At 71.1% G+C, this 24033-nt stretch carries 29 protein-coding genes; 15 read left to right on the top strand and 14 right to left on the bottom strand.

The features are described 5' to 3' along the window. Window positions 1-227 precede the first annotated feature (227 nt). On the bottom strand, window positions 228-581 hold the full coding sequence (locus OVA26_RS02150) for an SdpI family protein (RefSeq protein ID WP_268102796.1): 354 nt from the start codon (window positions 579-581) through the stop codon (window positions 228-230). 48 nt (window positions 582-629) lie between these two features. Between OVA26_RS02150 and OVA26_RS02145 the strand changes: the two genes are divergently transcribed. Both OVA26_RS02145 and OVA26_RS02140 read left to right on the top strand, forming a co-directional pair. After that, window positions 630-1157, top strand: coding sequence for a hypothetical protein (locus tag OVA26_RS02145; protein WP_268102795.1), 528 nt, complete (start codon window positions 630-632; stop codon window positions 1155-1157). Between the two features lie 56 nt (window positions 1158-1213). Further along, the gene (locus OVA26_RS02140) at window positions 1214-1873 is read left to right on the top strand and encodes a HEAT repeat domain-containing protein (RefSeq protein ID WP_268102794.1); all 660 of its coding nucleotides are present in this window, start codon (window positions 1214-1216) and stop codon (window positions 1871-1873) included. A 7-nt stretch (window positions 1874-1880) separates the two neighbouring features. Here the strand turns inward: OVA26_RS02140 and OVA26_RS02135 are convergent, their stop codons facing one another. Both OVA26_RS02135 and OVA26_RS02130 read right to left on the bottom strand, forming a co-directional pair. Continuing rightward, window positions 1881-2897, bottom strand: a complete 1017-nt coding sequence (locus OVA26_RS02135) for a serine/threonine-protein kinase (RefSeq protein WP_268102793.1) — start codon at window positions 2895-2897, stop codon at window positions 1881-1883. 53 nt (window positions 2898-2950) lie between these two features. Continuing rightward, a complete protein-coding gene (locus OVA26_RS02130) occupies window positions 2951-3214 on the bottom strand; it encodes a DUF6458 family protein (protein WP_056224881.1) in 264 nt (87 codons plus the stop codon). A 138-nt stretch (window positions 3215-3352) separates the two neighbouring features. On the opposite strand from OVA26_RS02130, the gene OVA26_RS02125 reads away from it, so the two are divergent. Beyond that, on the top strand, window positions 3353-4015 hold the full coding sequence (locus OVA26_RS02125) for an arsenate reductase/protein-tyrosine-phosphatase family protein (protein ID WP_268102792.1): 663 nt from the start codon (window positions 3353-3355) through the stop codon (window positions 4013-4015). 12 nt (window positions 4016-4027) lie between these two features. Here the strand turns inward: OVA26_RS02125 and OVA26_RS02120 are convergent, their stop codons facing one another. From OVA26_RS02120 to OVA26_RS02110, 3 genes are all read right to left on the bottom strand, one after another. After that, window positions 4028-4948: a DUF1295 domain-containing protein gene (locus OVA26_RS02120; protein WP_268102791.1), complete on the bottom strand. Its 921-nt coding sequence runs from the start codon at window positions 4946-4948 to the stop codon at window positions 4028-4030. Continuing rightward, the gene (locus tag OVA26_RS02115; protein WP_268102790.1) at window positions 4945-6780 is read right to left on the bottom strand and encodes an AMP-dependent synthetase/ligase; all 1836 of its coding nucleotides are present in this window, start codon (window positions 6778-6780) and stop codon (window positions 4945-4947) included. Before OVA26_RS02115 ends, OVA26_RS02120 begins: the two co-directional genes overlap by 4 nt. Window positions 6781-6874: 94 nt before the next feature. Next, complete coding sequence (locus OVA26_RS02110) at window positions 6875-7270, bottom strand: hypothetical protein (protein ID WP_268102789.1); 396 nt, start codon at window positions 7268-7270, stop codon at window positions 6875-6877. Between the two features lie 251 nt (window positions 7271-7521). On the opposite strand from OVA26_RS02110, the gene OVA26_RS02105 reads away from it, so the two are divergent. The 5 genes from OVA26_RS02105 (at window position 7522) to OVA26_RS02085 (ending at window position 11530) form a co-directional block, all read left to right on the top strand. After that, complete coding sequence (locus OVA26_RS02105; RefSeq protein ID WP_268102788.1) at window positions 7522-8715, top strand: acyltransferase family protein; 1194 nt, start codon at window positions 7522-7524, stop codon at window positions 8713-8715. A gap of 9 nt (window positions 8716-8724) precedes the next feature. After that, a complete protein-coding gene (locus tag OVA26_RS02100) occupies window positions 8725-8871 on the top strand; it encodes a hypothetical protein (protein ID WP_186316574.1) in 147 nt (48 codons plus the stop codon). A gap of 76 nt (window positions 8872-8947) precedes the next feature. Continuing rightward, complete coding sequence (locus tag OVA26_RS02095; protein WP_268102787.1) at window positions 8948-9574, top strand: nucleotidyltransferase family protein; 627 nt, start codon at window positions 8948-8950, stop codon at window positions 9572-9574. Next, window positions 9568-9984 carry a hypothetical protein gene (locus tag OVA26_RS02090; RefSeq protein WP_268102786.1) on the top strand — a complete coding sequence of 139 codons (417 nt, stop codon included), beginning with the start codon at window positions 9568-9570 and terminating at the stop codon, window positions 9982-9984. Before OVA26_RS02095 ends, OVA26_RS02090 begins: the two co-directional genes overlap by 7 nt. Before the next feature lie 58 nt (window positions 9985-10042). Continuing rightward, window positions 10043-11530: an SDR family oxidoreductase gene (locus tag OVA26_RS02085; protein ID WP_268102785.1), complete on the top strand. Its 1488-nt coding sequence runs from the start codon at window positions 10043-10045 to the stop codon at window positions 11528-11530. 36 nt (window positions 11531-11566) lie between these two features. Here OVA26_RS02085 and OVA26_RS02080 read toward each other — a convergent pair whose 3' ends face one another. From OVA26_RS02080 to OVA26_RS02060, 5 genes are all read right to left on the bottom strand, one after another. Beyond that, on the bottom strand, window positions 11567-11977 hold the full coding sequence (locus OVA26_RS02080; RefSeq protein ID WP_056224856.1) for an NUDIX hydrolase: 411 nt from the start codon (window positions 11975-11977) through the stop codon (window positions 11567-11569). Between the two features lie 119 nt (window positions 11978-12096). Continuing rightward, on the bottom strand, window positions 12097-13425 hold the full coding sequence (locus tag OVA26_RS02075; RefSeq protein WP_268102783.1) for an FtsX-like permease family protein: 1329 nt from the start codon (window positions 13423-13425) through the stop codon (window positions 12097-12099). Further along, entirely contained in the window at window positions 13422-14252 is an 831-nt protein-coding gene (locus OVA26_RS02070; RefSeq protein ID WP_268102782.1) for an ABC transporter ATP-binding protein, read from the bottom strand. The genes OVA26_RS02075 and OVA26_RS02070 overlap by 4 nt, the downstream gene beginning before the upstream one ends. A gap of 204 nt (window positions 14253-14456) precedes the next feature. Continuing rightward, window positions 14457-14828, bottom strand: coding sequence for a type II toxin-antitoxin system death-on-curing family toxin (locus OVA26_RS02065; protein WP_268102780.1), 372 nt, complete (start codon window positions 14826-14828; stop codon window positions 14457-14459). Beyond that, entirely contained in the window at window positions 14825-15028 is a 204-nt protein-coding gene (locus OVA26_RS02060; RefSeq protein ID WP_074694575.1) for a ribbon-helix-helix protein, CopG family, read from the bottom strand. The genes OVA26_RS02065 and OVA26_RS02060 overlap by 4 nt, the downstream gene beginning before the upstream one ends. Window positions 15029-15219: 191 nt before the next feature. On the opposite strand from OVA26_RS02060, the gene OVA26_RS02055 reads away from it, so the two are divergent. Next, window positions 15220-15522, top strand: coding sequence for an LPXTG cell wall anchor domain-containing protein (locus tag OVA26_RS02055; RefSeq protein WP_074694576.1), 303 nt, complete (start codon window positions 15220-15222; stop codon window positions 15520-15522). A gap of 265 nt (window positions 15523-15787) precedes the next feature. Here OVA26_RS02055 and OVA26_RS02050 read toward each other — a convergent pair whose 3' ends face one another. Continuing rightward, window positions 15788-16444 (bottom strand): hypothetical protein, encoded by a 657-nt coding sequence (locus OVA26_RS02050; RefSeq protein ID WP_268102778.1) that lies wholly within the window; start codon window positions 16442-16444, stop codon window positions 15788-15790. A gap of 124 nt (window positions 16445-16568) precedes the next feature. Between OVA26_RS02050 and OVA26_RS02045 the strand changes: the two genes are divergently transcribed. From OVA26_RS02045 to OVA26_RS02035, 3 genes are all read left to right on the top strand, one after another. Continuing rightward, complete coding sequence (locus tag OVA26_RS02045; protein WP_268102776.1) at window positions 16569-17786, top strand: HupE/UreJ family protein; 1218 nt, start codon at window positions 16569-16571, stop codon at window positions 17784-17786. 131 nt (window positions 17787-17917) lie between these two features. Further along, window positions 17918-19909 (top strand): purple acid phosphatase family protein, encoded by a 1992-nt coding sequence (locus OVA26_RS02040; protein WP_268102774.1) that lies wholly within the window; start codon window positions 17918-17920, stop codon window positions 19907-19909. Window positions 19910-19973: 64 nt separating this feature from the next. Further along, window positions 19974-21035 (top strand): WxL protein peptidoglycan domain-containing protein, encoded by a 1062-nt coding sequence (locus tag OVA26_RS02035; protein WP_268102772.1) that lies wholly within the window; start codon window positions 19974-19976, stop codon window positions 21033-21035. Window positions 21036-21307: 272 nt separating this feature from the next. Here OVA26_RS02035 and OVA26_RS02030 read toward each other — a convergent pair whose 3' ends face one another. After that, window positions 21308-21493 (bottom strand): hypothetical protein, encoded by a 186-nt coding sequence (locus tag OVA26_RS02030; protein ID WP_268102770.1) that lies wholly within the window; start codon window positions 21491-21493, stop codon window positions 21308-21310. A gap of 85 nt (window positions 21494-21578) precedes the next feature. Further along, entirely contained in the window at window positions 21579-22214 is a 636-nt protein-coding gene (locus OVA26_RS02025; protein WP_268102769.1) for a TetR/AcrR family transcriptional regulator, read from the bottom strand. Window positions 22215-22288: 74 nt separating this feature from the next. On the opposite strand from OVA26_RS02025, the gene OVA26_RS02020 reads away from it, so the two are divergent. From OVA26_RS02020 to OVA26_RS02010, 3 genes are all read left to right on the top strand, one after another. Beyond that, entirely contained in the window at window positions 22289-22921 is a 633-nt protein-coding gene (locus OVA26_RS02020) for a GNAT family N-acetyltransferase (RefSeq protein WP_268102768.1), read from the top strand. A 104-nt stretch (window positions 22922-23025) separates the two neighbouring features. Further along, window positions 23026-23658 (top strand): acyl-CoA synthetase, encoded by a 633-nt coding sequence (locus OVA26_RS02015; RefSeq protein ID WP_082450295.1) that lies wholly within the window; start codon window positions 23026-23028, stop codon window positions 23656-23658. After that, window positions 23655-24020 carry an amino acid transporter gene (locus OVA26_RS02010; RefSeq protein WP_268102766.1) on the top strand — a complete coding sequence of 122 codons (366 nt, stop codon included), beginning with the start codon at window positions 23655-23657 and terminating at the stop codon, window positions 24018-24020. The genes OVA26_RS02015 and OVA26_RS02010 overlap by 4 nt, the downstream gene beginning before the upstream one ends. Window positions 24021-24033: the final 13 nt, after the last annotated feature.

Genomic DNA, 24033 nt, shown 5'->3' with positions numbered 1-24033 from the left:
CTACGCAGTGCGGATCTTCGAGTCACCGTTCCGTCGACTCGTGGTCCTCTCGGCGACGGTGACCGGTGGAGACACGAGCACGCGATCGGCGGCTCGTGGAGTACCGGCAGGATCGCAAGATCCCGTCGCGCGCACACGTACGCACCTGATCGTTAGGTACTGACCTCGAGGTCGGATTCGTGGCGACGGCGGTCGACGCTGGGCGGATTCATAAGCCCGCCGGCCGCTCAGGCGTCGCGCAGATCGGGGTCCGACGCCACCCGGTCGGCCGCGCGACTGCCGACGATGCCGCCCGCGACGAGTCCGGCGATGATGACCACCGCGGTCAGGGCGGGATCGGCGTCCGACAGGGCCGGAACCGCCAGCGGCAGGACCGCGACACCGACCGCCACGAGAGCGAACACGGCATAGGGGAGCACTGCGGCGCGGTGCCCGGCCCGCCACGCCGCGTCGCTCTGCTGGATGGCGGGAAGCCGGATGCCGACTCCCCAGCCCCTCGGGATGACCCCGCGCCCGCACAGGGCGAGGATGGGGATGAAAGCGAGACCGACGACGGCGAGGATGATCGCTCCTGTGCTCATGGCGAGAGGATACGCCTGACATACGCTCGCCGTCGTACGCTCCACGTGATGTCCTCGTCAGATCGCGCCCCGCGGCTTCCACGTGTGTTCCGGGAACGCCGGGGCCTGCTGTTGGCGATCGTGGTGCTCGTGATCGCGGTCGTCGCGGGGGCGAGTCTCACCAGCGCCAAAGATCACGCGGTGCGCGATTCCGTCGCTCCCGTCGAATGGCGCGGGGCCTTGGACGGAGCCGCGCCCGGGAGCGAGATGCGCATCCGGCTGCAGCGAGACGGTACGGCGGAGGTCATCGATGCCCCGCGCGGAGACGTGACGCGTCAGGACCGCGACGAGGCCCGGCAGAACCGCAACGGCCGCCGGCACCTCTGCTTCGCGCCCGCGGGGACGGGCGTCTACACCGGGCCCGCCACCTGGGAGGTCGTCGGCGAGTGGGGGATCCGGGTGCAGTTCGACGATTCGTCGCTCATCCTGCGCGCGGGCAAGGGCGGCTCGGTGCTGCGCGACCCCGACTGGAACAGCCCGCGCATGCCCGAGTGCGGCGAGAACGGCAAGAGCTGGCGGTTCACGCGCGTCGACTGAGCACGGCCCACCCCGCCCCGGGCCGTGAAACGCTGGATCCGAAGGAGGGATCGACCATGACCGACCCCACACCCGCCGACCGGCTGCGCGCGGCCCTCGAGCACTCCGACGCCTCGGCCCGGCTGCAGGCCGCGCTCGCCGCGGGAACGCGACCCGATGATCGCTACGTCGACGTTCTCGTGGCGCGGTGCGCGGTCGAATCCGACTTCTTCGTGCGCGACATGCTCACGTGGGCGCTCACGCGCCACGACCCCGCGCGCACCGTGCCCGCTTTGCTCCCCGAGGTGGGGTCCGAGATCCCCCAGGCGCGGAGCCAGGCCCTGCACACCCTGTCGAAGATCGGCGACCCGGTCGCCTACACGGCGATCACGCCCGCGGTGCTGCGCGACAGACACCCCGAGGTGGCCCGGGCGGCCTGGCGGACGGCATCCGGACTCGTTCCCGACGACCAGCACGAGAGCCTCGCCGACGAGCTGTCGACGCAGTTCGGCCGGGGCGATCACGACACGCAGCGGAGCCTCAGCCGGGCGTTCGCCGCGATCGGCTGGCGCGCCGAGCCCACCGTCGAACGCGCCGCGGCCTCGCCGTACGACGTCGTCAGCGCGCACGCGCGGGCCACCGCGATCATCATGGACGACCCGGATGCCGACTTCGCCGCCGCCGCGGTCGAGGCGCGGCGCCTGGTCGCTCAGCGCGCGCTGCCCGCGGAGGACTGAACTCGGCTCAGTGGTAGTGCGTGACCCAGGCCCACAGCGGGGGTCGGCGGCGTCGCGCCGACGTCGCCCGGGCCTGGTTCACGGCGCGGAGCGCGGTGACCGGCTCGGCATCGGCGGTGACGGCGGCCACGGCGGTGGAGTCCGCCGAGACCGCGGCGACGGCCGGTGAATCCTCCGGCACGGGCCCGCTCCGCAGCTCGCGCGCGAGATCGGCCACCTCGCCGGCGGTCGGACGCCCCGCGGGGTTCGGGTCGGTCATGGCCGTGAGCAGCACCTCCCAGCCGTAGCCGAAGCCCTGCGGCACCTCGGGGTCGTAGTCCAGGGGTCCGAGCACGAGTTCCTGCATCGCACCGCCGCTCAACGGACCCTCGGCCGTGAGCATCTCCTGCGCCAACAAGCCCAGGGCGTAGATGTCGGATGCCGGTGTCGCGGGCTCTCCGTGCAGTCGCTCGGGCGGGAGGTATTCGGCATCCGGGTGCGTCTGCGCGGTGGCGGGCCGAGCGCCGAGCACCTGCGTCACGCCGAAGTCCGCGAGGACGGCGGTGAAGGGGCGGGGCGCGGCGCGCTCGGGGCGCAACAGCACGTTCGACGATTCGAGGTGCTGGTGGACGATGCCGACCTCGTGGATCGCGGCGAGGCCCTCGGCCACATCTTGGAGCAGTCCCGCGGCGACGTCGGGAGCCAGCGCGCCGTGGTCGTCGAGATGCTGGCGCAGGGTCGGACCCGGGATGAGCTCCATGACCAGGTATCCGTGCCCCTCGCGCGTGAGGTGCGCGTCGTACAGCGTCACGAGCGACGGGTGATCGAGGGCGGTGAGGATGCGCGCGGCCGCGAGTCGCCGGCGGGGATGAGCGACCTCGTCGGGGTCGAGAGGAAAGACCTTCACCGCCACATCGCGCGCGAGCACGTCGTCGCGCGCCCGGTACACGGTGCCCTCGCGGTCGGAGCCGAGGGGCTCGATCAGCCGGTAGCGCCCCGCGAAGGCACCCCCGAGCGACGGGAGCGTCGCGTCGGGGGTGCTCATCGGATCTTCGTGGAGAGGCCGGTCGCCGTGCGGGTGGAGCTCGGACGGGGTCGTCACACGAGGGGGTCGCCGTTGTCGCTGGTGCGACGGGTGGTGACGCTCTGGCCGCTGGCCGGGTCGACCGTGGAACGGGTCGTGGACTCGACCGAACGACGACGGAACATGAAGACCAGGCTGATCAAGAAGATGACGACGCCCGCGGCCATCAGGATGTATCCGATGGTCTGAAGGTTCGCCACGCCACCGAGGTCGAGATTGACCGCGAAGGCCAGGATGGCGCCGATCACGAAAAGGGCGATGCCGCTGCCGATACCCATGGGAAACTCCCTCGTTGCTGTGCTTGTCTAGGGATCGCAACCGGTGACTTGGACCTTCACCGGTCGCGATCGCTCAAACGTTACTGAGCGAAAAGCGTTTGCCGCGACCGATGGCGCGGCGCATTCCCGGGGTGCATAATGGACGACCTTCAGCGCAGAGTCGACGCTTTTGCGGCGCTCGGGGATCGCGGTCGCCTGCGCATCGTCGATCTTCTGGCGGTCGGTGACATGTCGTCGAGCGAGATCGCCGCCGCCCTCGGGATGAAATCGAACCTCGTGGCGTTCCACACCAATGTGCTGCACGAGAGGGGAATCGTGCGGCGGGTGCGTTCCGAGTTCGACGGGCGCCGCACCTACCTGCAATTGATTCCCGAAGCGTTCTCGGCGCTCGGGGCCGTGCCCACCCCGGTCGCGGGTCGTGTCGTCTTCGTCTGCACGGCCAATTCCGCGCGTTCGCAGCTCGCCCAGGCGATCTGGGCGGACCACAGCGACATTCCCGCCGCCTCCGCCGGAATGCACCCCGCCGACCGCGTGAATCCCGGAGCGATCGATGCGGCCACCCGACATCGCATTCCCCTCGATCCGGATGCCGTGCCCCGATCACTCGACCAGGTGGCGCGTCCCGGCGATTTCCTGATCAGCGTCTGCGACCAGGCGCACGAGCAGATGCGCGGTCGCGACGACGTGCACTGGTCCATCCGCGACCCGGCGAAAAGCGGCAGCGCGGAGGCCTTCGACACGACCGTCTCCGAGCTGCGCTCGCGGATCGCGACGGTGGCCGCGCAGCTCGTGGCCGCCTGAGCGCCGCGCCCGTCAGGACCGCGCGGTCAGCGCGGGGATCAGCACCGGGGTGCGATCGCGGTAGGCGCGGTAGTCGGCCCGGTCGCCCCAGCGCTCGTCGGCGCGCTTCTCGAGCAGAGGGATGCCGCTGACCCGGGTCAGCAACAGCACCACGAACAGCGGCGACAGGACGGCGACCCACTGCGAGCCCTGCAGCACGGGCACGGCGACGACGAAGACGCCGACCCACACGAGGATCTCGCCGAAGTAGTTGGGGTGGCGCGACCGCGACCACAGGCCCGTGCGGATGAACTCGCCCTTGTTCGCGGGGTCGGCGCGGAAGGCCTGCTTCTGCAGGTCGGCGACGACCTCGAACACCATCCCGGCGAGCCACACGACGACCCCCGCGACCGCGAACCCGTCGAGGGGCGCCCGGTCGGCGGCATCCGCGCTCATGGCGATCCACGCGGCCGAGGCGGTGAGGGCCACCCAGAGCCCCTGGATGCACCACACCTGGAAGAAGCGCAGCGGGTTCGTCTTGATCTCGTCGAAGCGTCCGTCGGTGCCCGCGCGGTGCACGCGCGCGAAGAGGAACGAGCCGAGACGCGCCGCCCACACGACGACCATCGCGGCGAGGATCCACCCGCGGGCGTCCTGCGCGGGGGCGAGCAGGGCGAGGGCGATCGAGACGGCGATGAAGGTGAGGCTGCCGGTCAGGTCGAAGAACCGCTCGGTGCGACGCAGGGCCGAGGGGATGAAGACGAGGAACTGGATGACGAAGGCCGCCGTCACGGCGATCGCGAACACCGGGATGCCACCGACCTGCGCCCCACGGAAGCTTCCGGCGACAGCGAGGCCCGCGCCGACGATGAGGGCCACCACGACCGCGATGAGCGCCGTGCGGTTCTGGGTCGCGGGGGATCGTTCCGAGGTGGAGGGGACGGGTGCGGTCATGATGCGGCTCCTCGGTACAGGGTGTCGATCGTCTCGGCGGCGCGGTGCAGGACCTCGCGGCGCTTGATCTTGAGAGTGGGGGTGACGAGCTCGCGATCGTCGAGATCGGCGAGCACGAGGGTGAAGCGGCGCACCTGTTCGCTGCGCGACACGAGGGCGTTCGCCGCGTCGACGGCGGTCTGCAGGTGAGCGGTCAGGCGCGGATCGTCGACCGCGCGCAGGGCCCCGGGAGTGCCGGGCTCGAGCGCCGAACCGTTCGCGGCCAGCCACGCGGCCGACTGCTCGGGATCGAGGATCAACAGGGCCGAGAGGTAGGGCTTGCCCTCGCCGACCATGACGGCGTGCTGCACGAGCGGGCTCGCCTCGACCGCGCCCTCCCAGCGGGCGGGCACCACCGTCTTGCCGTTCGAGGTGACGATGACGTCTTTCAGCCGCCCCTCGAGGATCAGGCGCCCTGCGTCGTCGATGCGCCCGAGGTCACCCGTGCGGAAGAAGCCGTCCACGAACGCCTCGGCGTCGTGCCGCGGATCGCGGTACCCCGAGAACACGCCCACGCCCCGGGCGAGCACCTCGCCCTGCGGGCTGATGCGCACCGTCGAGCCGGGGAGCGGGAGTCCCACGGTGCCCGAGGCGATCCGTCCCGGGAGGTTGCCGGTGAGCGGCGCGGTCGTCTCGGTGAGCCCGTAGCCCTCGATGACTGGAACGCCGATACCCCGGAAGAACAGCGACAGGTCGCGGTCGAGGGTCGCCCCTCCCGACAGGATGTACCCGACGCGGCCACCCATCACCGCGCGCAAGCGCGAGTAGAACAGGGCGTCGAAGACGGCCTGACGCACGCGGAAGCCGAACGGAACGCGGCGCGGGAAGCCGGCATCCTGGAATTCGGCGAAGCGACCCCCGCGGATCGCGGTCGAGACCGCGCGGGCCCAGACCCGGTCGAGGTTCTTCTCGGCGGCCTTGTCGGCGGCAGCGGACTGGATCTTCTGCAGGACCCGCGGAACCGCCACGAGGAAGGTGGGTCGCAGCACCGCGAGAGCGGGGACGACCTGCGCCGGCTCGGACAGGTGCGCGATGCGCATGCCGCTCGCGATGCAGATGAGCTGCAGGCCGCGGGCGAGAACGTGCGCGAGCGGCAGGAAGATGATCGTGTTGCCCTGCGGATTGACGACCTCGCGGTACGCGGCGGCGATGTTGAGCACCTGGCCGAGGAAGTTCGCGTGCGTGAGCACCGCCCCCTTGGGCTCACCCGTGGTGCCCGAGGTGTAGACGATCGTCGCCGGGTCGTCGTGGCCGGCGAGGGTGCGTCGGCCCTCGAGCTCGGCATCCGAGACGTCCGAACCTCGAGCGCTGAGCTCGTCGAGCGAGGGGACGCCGTCGACGCCCGCCATCGCCCAGGTGCCGAGCGTCTCGCCGTCGGCCTGCGCGAGCGCGTCGATGAGAAGGTCGGCGTGCGCGCGCGTTCCGGCGACGGCCAGGCGCACGCGGGCATCGCGCACGATCGCCTCGACCTGCGAGGCCGACGACGAGTCGTACACGGGAACGACCACACCCCCGGCGAACCAGGCGGCGAGGTCGGCAACGGCCCACTCGTAGCGCGTCGGCGCCATGATGGCCACGGTGTCGCCGGGCTGGAGCCCCGCACCCACCATCCCCTTCGCCAGGGCGCGGACCGCGTCGAGGAACGCGACGGTGGTGACCGGCTGCCACCCTCCGGCGGCCGGCACCTCGAAGGCGACGTGATCGGGCGCCTCCTCCGTGCGGCGGACGAGCAGATCGGTCACGTTGGTGAACGCGTCCAGGCTCGCCAAAGCGGGCGTGTGCGTCTCGAACATCAATCCTCCGGGCGAGTGCACGGCCCTCGAAGGGGGGACCGTCACGCATTTTTCGGAGGAGTGAGCGATTCGGATTGCCGACGCGCGAGCGGGGTCAGGTGCTGTGCACCTCGACGGCGCGCGAGAACATGTGGACCAGGAAGGCTTCACCCGCCAGGATGGCGGCCAATCCGAACAGGGATGCCACTGCCGAGCCGCCGTCGGTCGCCGACGACGTGAAGGCGATGGCGGCCCCGCCCGCGACGGCGAGGACGGCCACGCCGATCGAGAGGGCCCGGATCGCGGCGGACGCGCGGGAGACGGCGAGGATCATGATCGCTGCCTGAACGATCGTGGCGCTCCCGCCCAGGAGGAAGAGGGGGGTGTCGCCCGAGAACGACAGGAAGAGGATCCCGAACGCCGTGAAGACCACGGCCGAGGCGATGGCCATGATCCGCGCTCGGCGGACCCGCGTCGCGGGCGGCAGATCGCCCCGATAGCCCGTGCTCATCGGCATCCCTCTCGCTCTTCCCGGCTCAGGGCCGGGAACCGCCAGCGTAGCCACGACGCCCCGCGGGGACCAGGATCGCGGCCCATTCCGCCACGAGAAGGGATGCCGTCGCCGTCAAGCCCCGGCCCCTTCCAGGCATTTCTTGACACTCGACCGGTAACTTCTCCCGGGTCGGTGTGGACTCGTGCGCCCCGCACGGGTCGCTCATTGCCGGCGCGAGAGACGACACGGAGGCGACGACCATCAGCACCATGACGGCACCCGTGCCTCGCGTGACGGCCGCACCGACGGCATCCCGCCCCGCGAATCCCGCCCGTCACCTGCCCTCTCTGACGGGGCTCCGCTGGGCGACGGCGATGCTGATCTTCGGGCACCACCTCATGGCGGTCGAGTACTTCGGCGGCACCGCCGGAACCGTCTGGGCCTTCGTCTTCGAGGCCGGCAAGACCGGCGTCACCCTGTTCTTCATCCTGTCGGGCTTCGTGCTCGCCTGGGGCCACAAACCGCATCAGAGCGCCGGGTCGTTCTACTGGCACCGCTTCGCCCGTATCTACCCCCTGCACCTCGTCGGGGTGGGGCTCGCCCTCGTCGCCGCGGCGACCCTCGTGCCCGAGATCCAGACCGCGGGACGAGCGCCCCTGGTCGCGAACGTCTTCCTCGTCAACGGCTGGGTGCCCGACTGGTGGCAGGCGGGCAACCCCGCCAGCTGGTCGCTCGTGTGCGAGGCGTTCTTCTACCTGAGCTTCCCGATCCTCATCCGCCCCCTCGTGCGCCTGTCGAACCGCGCGCGCGTCGGCGTGGTCGTGGCAGCGCTCGTGCTCGTCGCCCTGGCCCCCCAGATCGCCGCGATCTCGCCGGTGCCGATGTCGGCGGCATCCACTCCGCTGCTTCGCCTGCCCGAGTTCGTGCTGGGCGTCACCCTCGCGCTGCTCATGAAGAGCGGAGGCTGGATGCCGTGGAAGCTGCGCTACACGCTTCCCCTCGCGGTCGCGGGGTACGCCCTGTCGGAGGCGCCCCCGATCCCCGGCACCGATATCCACCCGGGCCTCGCCGCCACCGTCGGGTCGTTCGCGCTGCTGGTCGCCTCGCTCGCCGCGGCCGACGCGCACGGTCGCTCGAGCTTCCTCGCCCGGCCGCTCTGGCAGGAACTCGGACGCGTGTCGTTCGCCTTCTACCTCGTGCACCTGCTCGTGATCGCATCGGTGTCGTCGTCGTGGCCCGAGGGGCACCCGCAGCTGCCGTGGCGGCATGCCCTGCTGCTCGCGCTCGCCGCCTTCGCCATCGCCCTCGCGATCGCGTGGGTGTTGCACCGGGCCGTCGAGATCCCCGCTCAGAAGTGGCTGCTGCGCTACGACCGCTCGCGGCGGGTGTCCGAGGGCACGGGTGCCGCGGTCGGCGGAGAGACGCCGGGCGCGTCGATGGCCGCTCGCGCTGCCTCTCGATAGGCTCGCGGGATGTTCGGAGCCCACTTCCTCTACCTCCTGCTCGTGTGGGGCGTGGCCCTGGTCGCCGTCGGGGCGGTGCTGTACGTCGCGGTGCGCCTCGCCGTCCTGCACGCGCTCAAGTCGCACACGCGCTGGGTCGAGTCCGGCCAGCGCTGACGCGGACCGCGCCCGGCTGCCGACTTGCCCGGAGCGGGTTGTTTCACTATCAACTCAAATGAGTCAAAATTGAGACATGAACCTCTCGGAGCCCCTCGAGAGCCTCGTCGGCCCCGTCCCCGCTGCCGTCCTGCGCGTGCTCAGTCGAACGGACGCCGGTCTATCCGGTCGGCAAGTCCACGCCGTGGCCCATGCAGGGTCGGCGTCGGGGGTGAATCGTACGCTCGGAGCGCTAGCTCGCGTCGGGCTCGTCTCCGTCGAATCTCGACCCCCATCCCTTATCTACCGGCCCAACCGCACCCACGTTCTCTGGGCGGCCGTGGAGTCGGCGTTGGGAGCGCGCGACCGCGCGCTCGATGGAATCCGGCTCTTTCTCGCTGAAGATGCCCCCGATGAGGTGCCCGCGGAATGGCGGGTCACCGCCATTCTCTACGGGTCGGTCGCGCGCCGGACCTCTACGGAGGATTCCGATGTCGACGTACTTCTCGTCTTCCCCGATGGGTACGACGATGATTCACGTGCGCGGTTGATCCTGGGTCTCGCTGAGCGCATCGAAGAACTCACCGGAAGCGCCGCTCAGGTCAACCCGATGGATCGCGGCGAGTTCGCGCGACGAGAGATGGACGGTGACGATTTCCTCGCTAACGTGCTGCGCGACGGCATCTATCTGTGCGGTCCGAGACCCGAAGAGTGGGCGTGCTGATGAGTCCTCGAATCAGCCCGCGGCGTCAGGCGATGGACGCCGCTGCCGTGAGCATTCGGATGAGGGACGCCCAGATCCGATTGGACTCCGCGGAGCTGCAACTGGGCGGTGACAGCCCGCGTGAATGGAAACATGCAGCCGAGATCGCGGTGAGTGCGGGGATAGCGGCGAGCGACGCCGCCTGCGGTCGCGTGCTCGGGTACAAGATCGCCGCGGAATCTCACCGCGACGCGGTGAATGCGTCGCGGGAGGCATCGAGTGCATCGGTCGCGAAACATCTCGAGGTTCTGATCGGGGCGAAGTCGACGCAGTCCTACGGCGATCGCTTACCGACGCATGCCGACGCCGAGCGTCTGGTGCGTCACGCTCGTCGACTCGTCGAAGCAGCCGAAGCGATCCTGAAGTCATGAGGAGGGGTGGCGCGGCCCGGCCCACCGATCGTTCAGAGTCGCCTCGGTACACTTCCCTGTGCCCGAAACACCCCTGAGCCCCGATCGAGACGCCGCGTCGGCGGCATCCATCGATCCGACCGAGCTCGAGATCGCGCTGCGCGTCATCGACGCCGCCTCCTCGCTCGACCCCGAAGACCCCGCCTACATCGCCCTGCGTCGCCAGACCGGCAAGCTCTACAAGGACGTCAAGCGCCAGTCGCGCAAAGAGAAGCGCCAGCGCATCGCCGACGCGGATCGCGCCGTCGTCGCCGCCACCGCGACCGGAGCCGCCGACCGCATCGACGACGAGACGCGCGGCATTCCACTCGCCACGCGCACAACCACGCCGTTCGCCGGAGAGCTCATCAAGGCCCGCGCCTGCTACATCTGCAAGCAGGACTACACGCTCGTCGACGCGTTCTACCACCAGCTCTGCCCCGACTGCGCGGCCATGAGCCATGCCAAGCGCGACGCCCGCACCGACCTCACCGGCAAGCGCGCCCTGCTCACCGGCGGCCGCGCCAAAATCGGCATGTACATCGCCCTGCGCCTGCTGCGCGACGGCGCGCACACCACCATCACCACGCGCTTCCCGCGCGACGCGGTGCGCCGCTTCTCGTCGCTGCCCGACAGCGCCGACTGGCTCCACCGGCTCAAGGTCGTCGGCATCGACCTGCGCGACCCGGCCCAGGTGATCGGGTTGGCGGAGTCCGTGGCATCCGACGGTCCTCTCGACATCCTCATCAACAACGCCGCGCAGACGGTCCGGCGGTCCCCTGGGGCGTACAAACCCCTGGTGGATGCCGAACTCGCACCGCTCCCGGACGGCCCCCTGCCCGAGCTGGTCACGTTCGGCCACACGAACGACGCCCACCCGCTGGCGCTGGCGCAGTCGGTCTCGGCGCACCCGATCCTCGCCGCGGCCGCGCGCACCGCCGACGAACTGACCGCCGAGGCGATGGCCGCAGGATCCTCGTCGCTCGAGCGCCTGGCCGCGGGCACCGCGATCGACGCGGGCGGTCTCGTGCCCGACGAGGACCGCATCAACAGCTGGACGCAGCACGTCGACCAGGTCGAGCCCCTCGAGATGCTCGAGGTGCAGCTCGCCAACATGACCGCGCCGTTCCTGCTCGTGAGCCGGCTGCGCCCCGCGATGGCCGCGTCGGCCGCGCGCCGGAAGTACATCGTCAACGTCTCGGCGATGGAGGGTGTGTTCGGCCGCGGGTACAAGGGCCCCGGCCACCCGCACACGAACATGGCGAAGGCCGCTCTGAACATGCTGACGCGCACGAGCGCGCGCGAGATGTTCGAGACCGACGGCATCCTCATGACCGCCGTCGACACCGGCTGGATCACCGACGAGCGCCCGCACTTCACCAAGGTGCGCCTGGCCGAAGAGGGCTTCCACGCCCCGCTCGACCTCGTCGACGGCGCGGCCCGCGTGTACGACCCGATCGTGCGCGGCGAGGCCGGCGAGGACCTGTTCGGCATCTTCCTGAAGGACTACAGCAAGGGCAGCTGGTAGGTCGAAGCGCGACGCGGCGGCAGGCCGGGCAGCGGGTCAGCCCGCGGGCAGGAAGTACTCGCGAGCGAGGGGCGCGATCTCGAGACCGGATGCCGTGGCCGCGGTGACCCAGCGGAGCTCGGCGATCTCGGCATCCGGGATCGGCTGCTGGTCGCCGATGTCGACGCGGAAGACCTCGGCCACGACTTCGAACCCCGGTTCGTTCGCGGCGCTCGCGGCGTACGAGCCGAGGGGCTCGAGCTCGTCGGCGCGAACGCGCAGACCGACCTCTTCGGCCAGCTCGCGCGCGAGGGTCTCGGCGGGCGTCTCGCCGGCCTCGGGCTTGCCGCCGGGCTGCATGAACGCCGTCGTGCCGGCCTTGCGTACGAGCAGCAGGCGCCCGTCGGCGTCGGTGATGACCGCGGCCGAGACGTGGATGCGGCGCGGGGGAGGGGCATCCGGGATCACTTGGGCACGGTAGCACTCGGGCGGGGGAGGGCTCGAGCGCGTCGAGCGTCCAGAACACCCGGACGTCTCTCGAAATCGTCCGGGTGCCGTGGACACTCACGCGGAAGGGTGACCCCGGCTCAGAGCGCGCCGTGCCGGATGCCGGTCACGATCGGCCGCGTCGAGGCCAGGGCCGCGGCGACCAGCGCGAAGCCCGTGGCGAAGGTCAGCGCGATCGTCAGCACCGACAGGGGCGCCACGATCAGGCTGATCCCGACGATCGGGAACGCGAGCATCAGGCCGAGTGCGGCGCCGCCCACCGAGGCCCATCGCAGCGGCACCATCACGGTGATGCGGCGGGCGCGGCGGAGTTCGGCATCCGGGATGCCGAGCCGGTCGAGACCCACGATCAGCTCGCGCTCCTCGAGCACCGACGACGCCTGCGTCACCCCCACCGCGCACGCGAGCAGCACGAAGGCGATGCCGAGGGTCACGAGCACCCCCGTGCGGATGTCGGACATCAGCGGCCCGGCGTCGCCCGCGACATCCGCGATCGCGAGCCCGCACCCGGCCACGACGGCGATGAACGACACGAGCGCCATGCCCGACACCCGGCGCCACGCCGGTGCGGCGTGCGCGGCGAGCTCGCGACCGGCGACCAGCTGGGCGGCGGTGCGGGCGTGACGGGCGATCGCCCGACCGCGAGCGGCGACGATCGGCGCGCCGATGAGGTTGAGCAGCGCGAGGGCCCCGGCGAACAGCCCGAGGAGCACGGCGATGGTCACGGCGGGCCCGAGCAGTTGACCGAGGGCTCCGAGGTTCGACACGAGCACCACGACCCCGACGATCAAGATGCCGCCGACGACGAACGCGGTCGTCCTCTTCGCGGGGGCCTCGCTGCGGGTGCGCACACCGAGCGGGGTCACGGCGACCTTGCGCAGGCTCGCGGCCGCGCTGACCGCACCGATGAGCACGACGGATGCCACCACCCCGGCGCCCAGCAGCGGGTCGACGACCACGGCCCCGACGCCCACCGGGCCGCCGAAGAACGGCAGCAACCCGACGAGGGGGAGGAGGGCAGCGTAGAGGGCGACCCCCGCGACGGCTCCGGCGGCGGCGATCGCGGTGGCCTCGAGCACGGTGAGCGACCACAGCTCGCGCGTGCTCGCACCGAGCAGGCGGAGGGTCGCGAGCCGGTCGTTGCGGCGGCGACTCGTCAGACGGGCCGCCGCTGCGCCCAGGGTGACCAGGGGCACGGCGAGCAGCACCAGGGCGAGGACGGCCAGGATGCCGTAGAGCCCGCCCTCGGCTCCGGCCCGGGGATCCACGAGGAACATGCGCGCGCCCCCGGCGACGACCATCAGCAGTGCGGTGGTGACGGCGAACGCGACGACGGGGAGGGCGATCGCCGCCCGGCCCTGGCGCGCAGGGCGCGAGAGCAGGCGGGCGAGGGGCAGGACGGTGCTCATCGGGCCGCCTCCGTCGAGGTGGCGGTGGGGGTGGGGGCGGAGGCAGGGGCCTGGGCCGAGGTCGCGGCGGGGGCGGGCCAGAGCGGAGCCGCCTCCGGCGTCGCGCTCGCCGGACGCGCCGGCTCCGCGGCATCCCGAGCCGAATCGCCCACGATCCGCCCGTCGCTCACCCGCACGATCCGCGAGCAGCGGCGGGCGACGTCGGCATCGTGCGTGACCATCACCAGGGTGCGGCCCTGGCCCGTGGTCGCGCGCAGCAGGGCGTCGAGCACGTCGGACGAGGTGGCCGAGTCGAGGGCCCCGGTGGGCTCGTCGGCGAACACGACGGGAGCACCGGTCACCTGGGCGCGCGCGATCGCGACGCGCTGCGCCTGACCACCCGACAGCTGCCCGATGCGCCGGCCCTCGAGGCCCGCGAGCCCCAGGGCGGCGAGCCAGACGGCCGCGTGCCGCTCGGCATCCGGTCGGCGCATGCCCTTCAACAGCAGGGGCAGCGCCGCGTTCTCGACTGCGGTGAGCTCGGGCAGCAGCAGGTGCTCCTGGAAGACGAATCCGAGCGACTCGCGGCGCACCCGAGCCCGCTCGCCCTCGCTCAGTCCGACGAGCTCGCGCGGGGCCGTGCCGGGGGCGCTCAACACGATCGAGCCCGCGTCGGGGGCGATGACCGCCGCGAGGCAGTGCAGCAGGGTGGTCTTGCCCGAGCCCGAGGCGCCCATCACGGCGACGGACTCGCCGGCGCGGATCGTGAGCGAGACGTCGTCGAGGGCGCGCAGCTCGCCGTACTGCTTGACGAGGCCGGAGGCGGTGAGCACAGGTGAGGAGGTCATGGTTCCATCCCAGCGATCCGGGCCACCCGGGGCGTCCGTCCCGCGAGGTATCCGCGTCGTCCTCGGGATCGATCTGTCGTTCACTCTCCGAGTTGGTCTTTCGCCCGCAGAGATCGCACGCATGAGGTCCGCTCGAGCGTGCTCGGCGCCGGGCAGCGGAGGACGGCCGCCCCTCTTTGGTCGGCTGGCTCAGATCCCTGGGTGTCAGCCCGTGCGGAGGGTGTGTTCCTCGAACCACTGCTGGACATTGCTGAGTGAGGGCGGATTCTCGCCAGCGGCCGTCCGAACGAAGCGGTCGCCCTCGTCGGGGTCGGCCGTCAGGGTGTACCCGTTGAAGTCGTAGAACACTGCGGTGAGGTACCAGCTCAGCCGTTTGTTGCCGTCCAGGAGTGGATGGTTGTGGTTGATCGCGGTGAAGAGCACGGCGGCTTTGCGGTGGATGCCTTCGTGGACCTCTTCGCCGAAAACCGGCATGGGGGCGGCGAGGGCGGAGAGCAGGCCGCCCCGATCTCGGTAGTGGAAGCCTTTATCCGCGATGAGCTCGTCGACGTCCTCGGGATGGAGGTATTCGGTCACTGGGAGAGTCGGTCGAGGAGCTCGGCGTCTCGGTTGTCCACCTGGGCGATGGCGTCGCGGAACCGGCGGCGCCGTTCGGCGCGTTCGTCCATGTGCAGGACTGCCTGCTCGATAACGGCGTTCTTGCTCATCTGCATCACGGCGGCGAGGTGTTCGAGGCGCGCTTCCGCCTCGTCTGACAGGCGAACCGTCATGACCATGGTGGCGTCCTCCCTCTCTGGTTGCATCATGATACCGCGAGGGTCGCGGAGGGGGTGGCGCCAGCGGTTCAGTGCCCCGTCTGGGCGGCGATCGCAGAGAACCCTGACAGATACGGCAAGGGCTCGATACGCGGTCCGCCGTTCACTCTCCGGTCGCCTCGCGCTCACCCGCGGCCGCCACACTGGGCTCCGTGATCCCCTTCAAGGCGACGGCGGCGGTGCTCGTGGCATCCGCCGTCTGGCTCCCCCTGGCCGCGGACGGCGCCGCGCCGAGCGATGACTCGATGGTCATCCAGGTGCAGGTGCCCGCGCGCACGGGCGCCCCGACCACTCCCACGCCGACGCCCGCCTCGAGCGCGGTTCCGGATGCCACGACCCCCCGCCCCGGCGCGCTTCCCGCCACGGGGGCCGAGGTTGCGCTGTGGGGTGCGGCCCTGGCCGTCGCGGCCGTGGTGGCGGGCGTGGCCATCCGCTCGCGGCGGCGCCGCGCCTGAGGCCCTGCGACGCGCGGCATCCCCGCCCCCAGGCTCGGTGATTCGCGCAACCTCAGCCCGAATCAGGCTCCGGCAACGGAGGTTGTGCGAATCCTTGAGCCTGTGCTCCCGGTCGCACCCGCAGCGCGGGGTTCGACCGGCGGCCGCGACGCACCCGATCTCAGCGATTCGCACAACCTCAGCCCTGGCCCGGCGCCGGCGACAGAGGTTCGGAGGATTCCTGAGCGTGTGCCACGGAGCGCGAACGCCGGAGCGGGGCGCCCGCTCAGTCGATCCAGAGCACGATGCCGCGGAGACCCGTGAGCACGGCCGCGACTCCCGCGCGCACCGCCGCCCCCGCGCGCTCGGGCGTGAACGTCGACGGATCGTACGCGGCGGCGGTGCCCAGACCCTCGCCGCGGTAGGCGGCCCCGGTCCAGTCCGCCGCGGTGACGTTCTCGGTCGGCTCGGCGAGCTCGGCGCCGACGATGAGGAACTGGCGGTCGAGGTGATTCGCGGTCACCGTCGCGAGCGGGTCGACGAGGGCGTCTCCCGCGCTGATGATCAGGTCGGGATTGAGCTCCATCGCGCGCACGGCCCCGTCGATCATGTCGTCGTCGGCGTGCACGACGCGCAGGTCGGCGTGGGTCTCTTCCGCCCAGTCGCGCACCGCGGCGACGAGGGTCGCGGTGGGAGCGTCATCGCCCACGGTGAGCAGGGCGACCCGGTACCCCGCGGGGGCGGACACCCCGTTCCACGAGCCGGGGGTGGGAGCGTGCGTCGACTCGGGCGCCGGAGCGGTCGCGGGGGCGAAGCCCGGCGCGGGGGACCCCACGGCCGCGGGAGCGGGACGCATCGCCGACCAGCCCTCGTCGCTCGCGCAGCCCGCCAGGACCGCCACCATCGCCGCCGCCGACACCGCGGCCAGGACCCGTCGCTTCACCCCCTCACCCTGAACCGTGCAGGTGGCGCGCAGGAGAACACCGCCCGCACGTTTCGTTTCCGTTCGCCCCACCGCGGGCAACCGTTCACGACGAGCGCGCACGATCTCCGACGGAAAGGTGCACATGTCTGACTCTGTTCGACGCGTCCTCTCGCGCGTCCTGCTCGTGGCCGCGGGGATCGCGGCGCTGCTGTCCCTGGCGGCTCCGGCCTCGGCCCACGGCATCCTGTCGGTCGTCTACGCGAACCTCGAGAGCGGCGGCACCGGCGTCGTGCGCGCCGAGCTGCAGCTCGAGTACGACCTGCTCGTCGTCTCGGCCGCCGACGCCGAGAAGGACGACCCGCTCTACCGGGAGGGGATGGCCGCGTTCCAGGACGGCGACGCGACAGCGCAGGCCGCCGTGCTCATCTCGCACCGCGACACGATCGCCCGCTACGTCAGCGAGCGGTTCCGGATCACCGCGGCGGGAGCGGCGTGCACCGCACGCATGGACGACGACATCTCGATGACGCGGCAGGACGGAGTGCCCTACGCCGTCGTCACCCTCGAAGACGCCTGCCCGCCGTCCGAGAACGGGCACGAGATCGCGGCCTCGCTCTTCCCCGACGCCGAGGGCTACGTCACCGACACCAAGACGATCCTCACCTACAACCTCGACCTGCACGAGGGCAGCACGGTGCTGGATGCCGAGCACCCCTCGTTCACCACCGCGCAGTCGCCGCTCCAACGCTTCTGGGAGTTCTTCCGCCTCGGCGCCGAGCACCTGCTGACCGGGATCGACCACATCCTCTTCCTGCTCGCGCTGATCGTCGGATCCCGGCGCCTGCGCGAGATCGTGATCGCCGCGACGACGTTCACCATCGCGCACTCGGTGACGTTCATCCTCGCCGCGACCGGGGTGATCGCCGCTCCCCCCGAGGTGGTGGAGCCGACCATCGCCCTCTCGATCGCGGTCGTCGCAGCGTGGTACCTCTGGCGTCTCGTCCGCCGCGATCAGGCCGACGAAGACCTGTCGAAGGCCCACGGCTTCCTGCGGCTCGACCGCGCGGGCTGGCTGCGCGTTGCGGTCGTGTTCGTCTTCGGTCTCGTGCACGGTCTCGGCTTCGCCTCGGCGCTCGGCATCGACGAGCCCTGGTCGTGGACGCTGTTGTGGTCGCTGCTCGTGTTCAACGTGGGCATCGAGGCCGTGCAGATCGGCATCATCGTGATCGTCTTCCCCCTGCTGGTGCTGCTGCGCCATCGCGCCCCGCGCGTGGGGATGTGGGTCAGCGCCGCGATCGCGGTCGTGGTCACCGTCGCGGGACTCGTCTGGTTCGTGCAGCGCATCCTCGGCATCGAGTGACGGGTGTTGGCGCAGCCGATACGTGTGCTGAGTCAACAATTCACTCGGACGACACCCGGCGGGCGGAGCGTGGGATGCGCTCGCCATCGGTGAGTGTGCACCAGAGACCCCCTCGAAAGAAACGGACAGCCATGTTCCTCACCGCATCGACGTCGCACGGGACGCGCACGCGTCGCCGTGTCTCGTGGATCGCAACCGCCGCGGTCGGCGCCTCCCTCGTCCTCACGGGCGTGGCGAGCGTCCCGGCGGCGATGGCCGACACCACAGCCACCCTCACCGGCGTCATCCTCGGCGTCGGTGCCGACCAGTCGCAGCGCATCGTGACCTGGTACTCCTCGGCCGACACCGCCCAGACGGTGCAGCTCGCGCCCACCTCGGCGCTGACGGGCGGCCAGTTCCCGGCGTCGGCGACGACCTTCGCGGCATCCGGAACGGCGAACATCGCCTCGAGCGGCGGCTTCAACCGTCACGCCACGATCACGGGCCTCGCCGAGAATGCGGCGTACTCGTACCGCGTCGGTTCCGAGGGCAACTGGTCGAACACCTACGCCTTCAAGACGCAGTCGTTCGAGGGCGACTACGACTTCCTCTTCTTCGGCGACCCGCAGATCGGGTCGTCCGGCAACCTCGCCAAGGACCAGGCCGGCTGGCAGGACACGATGAACGTCGCGGTGGGTGCCAACCCGAACGCCGAGCTCCTCGTCTCGGGCGGCGACCAGGTCGAGACCGCGAACACCGAGTCGCACTGGGACTCGTTCCTCGCCCCCGACCAGCTGCGCCAGTACCCCTGGGTCGCCACGATCGGAAACCACGACGTGGGCGGCAAGGCCTACGAGCAGCACCTGTACACCCCCAACACCGATCGTTCCGGCGCCTACTACCGCAAGGGCTCGGGCAGCATCGGCACCGAGTCGGGCGGTGACTACTGGTTCATCTACAAGGACGTGCTGTACATCGACCTGAACAGCAACAGCTACGCCACCTCGCAGGGCGGCGGCGGCGACGACGCGCACATCTCGTACGTCACCGACGTCGTCAACAAGCACGGAGCGGATGCCAAGTACACGGTGCTCGTGTACCACCACGCGATCTACTCGCCGGCCGACCACGCGAAGGACGCCGACAACAAGGTCCGTCGTACCGACTTCCCGACCGCGTTCTCGAAGCTCGGCGTCGACCTGGTGCTCCAGGGCCACGACCACAGCTACTCGCGCTCGTACGAGATCAAGAACGGGGCGAAGGCCAACGCCGACGAGAAGCCCGGTCAGGACGAGGTCTTCGAGGGCCCCGGCGGCGTCGTCTACGTCACTGCGAACTCGGCATCCGGCTCGAAGTACTACGACATCACCACGCCCGACAGCAGCGGAACGAGCGGTGCCGGCAACGGCGCCGACCCGCTGAACCCGGCGAACTACTGGTACAACTCCGTGCAGAACCAGGAGCACGTGCGCTCGTACGTCAAGGTCCAGGTGAAGAAGGACCAGCTAGTCGTGCAGAACATCCGCTCCGGAACCTGCGATGCGCCCAACGCGGCCGTCGAGCTGAAGAAGGTGCTCTGGTGCGGCCCCGAGAACGGCTCGAAGCCCGCCGAAGCCGTGGGCACGATCCAGGACGAGGTCACCATCCACCCCAACCACGGCGACGGCCAGGACATCCAGGTCGACGTCCCCACGGGCGCTCCCGGTGAGTTCGGGTGGACCATCAACGGCCACAACGGCCTGGTCGACATGGGCACCGCGCAGGAGAAGAACTTGCAGTACTTCGAGGCCACCGGTCAGATCAACCCGATCACCGTCACCGACACCCGCGCGAGCAAGTCGCCGTGGTCGGTCTCGGCGTCGGTGGGCGACTTCGTCGACGACGGCAAGACCTTCAAGGGCTCGTTCCTCGGATGGGCGCCGAAGGTCGTCACCCCGGGTGCCGGAGCCGTCGCGGGTGCCGCGGTGAACTCCGGGTACGACGGCGGCGACGGTCTGTCGGTCTCTCGTTTGCTCGGCTCGGCTCCCACCGGTCACGACCGCAGCGCCGGAGTCGTCGGCGCCGACCTCGACCTGAAGATCCCCAACACCATCGACAAGGGAAGCTACCGCGCGACCCTGACCCTCACCGCCCTGGCCGGCTGACCAGAGCGAACAGCGCCGGCGGGGAGCGCGTCTCCCCGCCGGCGACCCTCTCGAAGGATCCTCCATGACTCGACTGCCCTCCCTGTCGCGGTTCGCCGCCCTCGCCCTCGTCGCCGCTGTGGTCGCCGGGGGTGCGTGGAGTGCCGCGCCCGCCCTGGCCGCGACCGACGACGTGACCTGGACCGTGCGGACCGCCTCGAACGCGCTCGGCGCCGATCGCACGAACTACAGCTATGCGCTGAACCCCGGCGCCCACCTCGACGACGCCCTCGTCGTGGCGAACCGCGGTGCCGAGGCCGTCGAGCTCGACGTGTACGCCGCCGACGGCTACACGACCTCGACCGGCGCTCTCGATCTGCGCGTTGCGGGCGAGAAGTCGGTGGGCGTGGGGGCGTGGGTCACCGTGCCGCAGCGTCACGTGACCGTCCCGGCCGGTCAGACGGTCGAGGTGCCGTTCGCGGTCGACGTGCCCCAGAACGCCACCCCGGGCGACTACGCGGGCGGGGTCGTCACCTCGCTCACGGTCGCCGACGCCTCCGCGAACGTCAACGTCGATCGTCGCCTCGGCATCCGCACCGGCATCCGTGTCGGGGGAGACCTCGCCCCGGCGCTCGCGGTCGACGACCTGCGCGTCGGGTGGGAGGGCGGTTTCGTGCCCTTCCTGTTCGGTGACGCGACCGTGCACTACCGCCTGCACAACACCGGCAACGTCTCGCTCGCGGCCGAAGAGACCGACGCCGTCACGGGTCCGTTCGGGCTCGGGCGTCTCGACTCCGCGCCCGACGACGCGGCGCCCACCCTGCTGCCCGGCGAGAGCTGGGAGCGCGACGTGCGGGTTCCCGCGGTGGCCGCGATGGGTGTGTTGATCGCGTCGGTGTCGGCGACCCCGATCGTGACGGATGCCGCGGGCTCCATCTCGACCCTCGATCCGATCGAGGTGTCGACGTTCGGGTGGGCGGTTCCGTGGCCGCTGCTGCTCCTGGTCGCGCTGATCGTCGCGGGGGCGGTCTTCGGACCCCGTCTGCTGCGCGAGCGCCGTCGCCGGGCCCAGCAGGCGGAGGACGAACGCGTGGCCGCCGCCGTCGAGCGCACCCTGGCCGAGAAGGAACGACAGCTCGTCGAGTGACCGGCGGGTCATCGACCTCGTCATGGGGATCGATGTCGGTGACCCGCCGGAGCTTCAGTTGTACCCGAGGATCACGCCCGATTCGAGGTCGACGTCCGAGGACGCGAGGGCGGGGTGATCGGAACCGTCTGCTTCACTCACCCGGCGATTCTGTCGCGGACCCCGGGGCGGGGCGAGGGTTCCTCACGGAACGCACACGGGAACGATCCGCGACGGAGGACGACGAAGGGACCGGGCCCCTCGGCTCGGTCCCTCGGTCGTGCGTCGGGCGGTCAGAAATGGATGGACGGCCCGTGCGCGATCGGTGTCGCGGGCCGGTAGTGGATGACCTCCGCCTGGACGGTGGCGGGGACGACCGCGGCGGTGACGGCGGGTCCGACGGTCAGCAACGCCCCGAGGGCGACGGCGACGACGGCGAGACGGGATGATCGGGTGCGGCTCACGGACGGGGGGATCACGGCTTCTCCTTCGATCGGTTCGGCAAGACGATCGTATGGTGAAAAACGTACGCGAAGGTGAGCAATCGGCTGGGAACGCCGTCGGCTACGCGCTCGGCGCGGGCGTCCGGCCGGCTTCCCGGCCCTCGAAGGCGGACGCCACGACATCCGCCACGTCGTCGAGGGCCGCGTCGTCGCGACTGCTCAGCCACCACTCGACCAGCCCGTCCACGCTCGCGCGCAGGGCGGCGGCGACGATGGGGATCGGGGTCTCGAGGGTGCGCCCGGTCGCCGTCGACCAGCGCTCGATGCTGTCCGAGATGGCGCGGACGCTCGCTTCGATCTCGCTCTGTGCGGCGGCCCGCAGGTCGGGATGAGAGCGGGCGGATGCCGTCAGCTCGCTCACCACGCGGTACTCGCTCTCGTGTCGGCGCAGGTCGCGCGCGAGTCCGCGCAGTGCGAGGCGCACGGCCGAGGCGAAGTCGTCGAGGGCGAGGTCGTCGGCCCACACGGCCTCGAGGGTGCGCTGCGATGCGCGGTGGAGCACGGCCTCGACGAGGGCGGTCTTGGACCCGAAGGCGTAGGTCACCACGCGATGCGCGACGCCCGCGCGCTCGGCGACGCGGCGCAGGCTCAGCGCCGACGCGCCCGCATCGGCCACGACCGCGAGCGCGGTGTCGAGCAGGCGTTCGCGGCGCTCCTCGAGAGGGAGGTAATCACGGGCGGGGGCCTCGGCGTTCACGGCGTTCTCCAAGCGATCGGGGCGGTCGAGTCTCGCATACTGAATATATCCACCTGGACCAATTGGAGGACGAGATGACCGACCTGCACATCACCCCCGCTCGAGAGGCCGACCTCCCCGCCGCCGCGAGCGTGCTCGCCGAGGCCTTCCGCGACGACCCCGTGATGGCTGCGATCCTTCCGGGTGGCCGCCGCATCGAGCGGCTCACGACCCTGTTCACCGCGCTGCTGCGCGGTGCCGCCTTCGAGACCGGCAGCGTCGACCTTGCTCGTCACGCCGACGGGGACGAGATCCTCGGGGTGGCCGCGTGGGAAGGCCCCGGCGCGGCATCCCTCCCCTGGCGTCAGCTCCCCGGCTATCTGTCGGCCCTCGGCGTCGCCGGCATCGTCCGGGCGGCGGCCCTGTCGTCGCGGCTGGCGCGTCACCGCCCGCGGTCGCCGCACTGGTACCTCGCCCAGATCGGCGTCTCGCCCGCCGCGCGCGGACTCGGCGTGGGCGGTGCTCTCCTGCGCTCCCGCCTCGAGACGCTCGACGTCACGCGCACGACCGCCTACCTCGAGTCGTCGACCCCCGACAACCGCCGCCTCTACGGCCGCCTCGGCTTCGAAGAGATCGCGCCGATCCGGGGGATCCGCGGGGCCGCGCCGATGGCCATGCTCCGCCCGCCCGTACCCGCGCGGCACGCGGTGCCCGCCCGAGCGGTCTGAGGGGGCGTCCCGGGCGGGCATCTCGACGTCGAGCGTCCACAAAGTCCGCTCAGGCGCCGAGGAATAGACTGGGCGACATCGACATCGTCTCTCCGGGACCCTCCGTGACCACTCCTTCTTCCGAGCGCGCCTTCGACGTTCGCCACGTGCAGCTCGCGCGCGCCCTTTTCGCGGCGCTGGCCGCCGTCATGGTCACCTTCTCGTCCGACCACTCCGCCCCCCTCGGCCTGGGGGTGTTCAGCGGCTTCGCGCTCGCGACCGGGCTCGTCTTCGCCCTGTCGGTGTGGCTCGTCCACCCGCGCGGCCAGCGCCTGATCCCGGCGCTCCTCGCGATCGTCTCGATCGTCGCGGGCATGGTCGCCAGCGTCGGCACCTGGCGCACGACCGGCGTCTTCTTCGGCGTCGTGATCGCGTGGGCTCTCGTCTCGGGCGCGATCGAGCTGATCGGCGCCCTGCGCCAGCGCAAGACGGTCGGGGCCGCGGGTGCGCGAGACGGCGTGCTCATCGGCATCCTGAGTCTCGTCCTCGGGGTCGTGCTGCTGCTCCCGATCCAGCAGTACGCGCTCGACTACAGCATCGCCGGGGCGGGTTCGTTCACGCTGACCGGCATCACCATCGCCGTGGGACTCTTCGGCGGGTACGCGGCGGTCGTCGCCGTGTTCCTCGCGATCGCGGGGTTCTCTCCGCGCCGCACCGAGCCCGTTCCGGCCGTACCCTCCGAGGAGGCCGCGTCATGACCGACAAGCCCACCACCCGCCGCGACCTGATGAAGCCCGTCCAGCTTCTCGGTCTGGCCTTCATCGCCGCCCTGTTCGCCGGGTTCGTCACGCTCATGTCGATGGGCTTCTTCCAGACGCGGCCCGCCGACCAGATCCAGCGCGCGCTGATCGTGGGCCTGGTCGCCGCGGGAGCGACGTTCATCGTCACTCTCGTCTCGCTGGCGCTGCTGCTGCTGGCCGTCGACCCCTCCAAGGTCACCGCGACGGTGGACCGTCCGCTGCTTCTTCCGAAGAACGCTCCGGATGCCGAGTCCGCCGAGGCCGCGGCCGCGCCCGAGTCTCCGCGCGCCGACGACGGCCCCACCGAGCCGCGCGCCTGACGCGCCGCCCGCG

Source organism: Microbacterium sp. SL62 (genome assembly GCF_026672635.1).
GTDB classification, from domain to species: domain Bacteria; phylum Actinomycetota; class Actinomycetes; order Actinomycetales; family Microbacteriaceae; genus Microbacterium; species Microbacterium testaceum_A.
Note: the sequence above shows the minus strand (reverse complement) of the source record. Positions and strands in the feature narration are given on the sequence as shown.

What these genes read in the sequence shown, in the direction of transcription:
- OVA26_RS02130 (WP_056224881.1), bottom strand. Translation starts at nt 3,214, where the DNA reads ATGGGTATCGGCAGCGGCATCGCCCTTTTCGTGATCGGCGCCATCCTG.
- OVA26_RS02045 (WP_268102776.1), top strand. Translation starts at nt 16,569, where the DNA reads ATGTCTGACTCTGTTCGACGCGTCCTCTCGCGCGTCCTGCTCGTGGCC.
- OVA26_RS02145 (WP_268102795.1), top strand. Translation starts at nt 630, where the DNA reads ATGTCCTCGTCAGATCGCGCCCCGCGGCTTCCACGTGTGTTCCGGGAA.
- OVA26_RS02125 (WP_268102792.1), top strand. Translation starts at nt 3,353, where the DNA reads ATGGACGACCTTCAGCGCAGAGTCGACGCTTTTGCGGCGCTCGGGGAT.
- OVA26_RS02060 (WP_074694575.1), bottom strand. Translation starts at nt 15,028, where the DNA reads ATGGTCATGACGGTTCGCCTGTCAGACGAGGCGGAAGCGCGCCTCGAA.
- OVA26_RS02120 (WP_268102791.1), bottom strand. Translation starts at nt 4,948, where the DNA reads ATGACCGCACCCGTCCCCTCCACCTCGGAACGATCCCCCGCGACCCAG.
- OVA26_RS02135 (WP_268102793.1), bottom strand. Translation starts at nt 2,897, where the DNA reads ATGAGCACCCCCGACGCGACGCTCCCGTCGCTCGGGGGTGCCTTCGCG.
- OVA26_RS02070 (WP_268102782.1), bottom strand. Translation starts at nt 14,252, where the DNA reads ATGACCTCCTCACCTGTGCTCACCGCCTCCGGCCTCGTCAAGCAGTAC.
- OVA26_RS02040 (WP_268102774.1), top strand. Translation starts at nt 17,918, where the DNA reads ATGTTCCTCACCGCATCGACGTCGCACGGGACGCGCACGCGTCGCCGT.
- OVA26_RS02140 (WP_268102794.1), top strand. Translation starts at nt 1,214, where the DNA reads ATGACCGACCCCACACCCGCCGACCGGCTGCGCGCGGCCCTCGAGCAC.
- OVA26_RS02105 (WP_268102788.1), top strand. Translation starts at nt 7,522, where the DNA reads ATGACGGCACCCGTGCCTCGCGTGACGGCCGCACCGACGGCATCCCGC.
- OVA26_RS02115 (WP_268102790.1), bottom strand. Translation starts at nt 6,780, where the DNA reads ATGTTCGAGACGCACACGCCCGCTTTGGCGAGCCTGGACGCGTTCACC.
- OVA26_RS02095 (WP_268102787.1), top strand. Translation starts at nt 8,948, where the DNA reads ATGAACCTCTCGGAGCCCCTCGAGAGCCTCGTCGGCCCCGTCCCCGCT.
- OVA26_RS02110 (WP_268102789.1), bottom strand. Translation starts at nt 7,270, where the DNA reads ATGAGCACGGGCTATCGGGGCGATCTGCCGCCCGCGACGCGGGTCCGC.
- OVA26_RS02020 (WP_268102768.1), top strand. Translation starts at nt 22,289, where the DNA reads ATGACCGACCTGCACATCACCCCCGCTCGAGAGGCCGACCTCCCCGCC.
- OVA26_RS02035 (WP_268102772.1), top strand. Translation starts at nt 19,974, where the DNA reads ATGACTCGACTGCCCTCCCTGTCGCGGTTCGCCGCCCTCGCCCTCGTC.
- OVA26_RS02075 (WP_268102783.1), bottom strand. Translation starts at nt 13,425, where the DNA reads ATGAGCACCGTCCTGCCCCTCGCCCGCCTGCTCTCGCGCCCTGCGCGC.
- OVA26_RS02150 (WP_268102796.1), bottom strand. Translation starts at nt 581, where the DNA reads ATGAGCACAGGAGCGATCATCCTCGCCGTCGTCGGTCTCGCTTTCATC.
- OVA26_RS02010 (WP_268102766.1), top strand. Translation starts at nt 23,655, where the DNA reads ATGACCGACAAGCCCACCACCCGCCGCGACCTGATGAAGCCCGTCCAG.
- OVA26_RS02100 (WP_186316574.1), top strand. Translation starts at nt 8,725, where the DNA reads ATGTTCGGAGCCCACTTCCTCTACCTCCTGCTCGTGTGGGGCGTGGCC.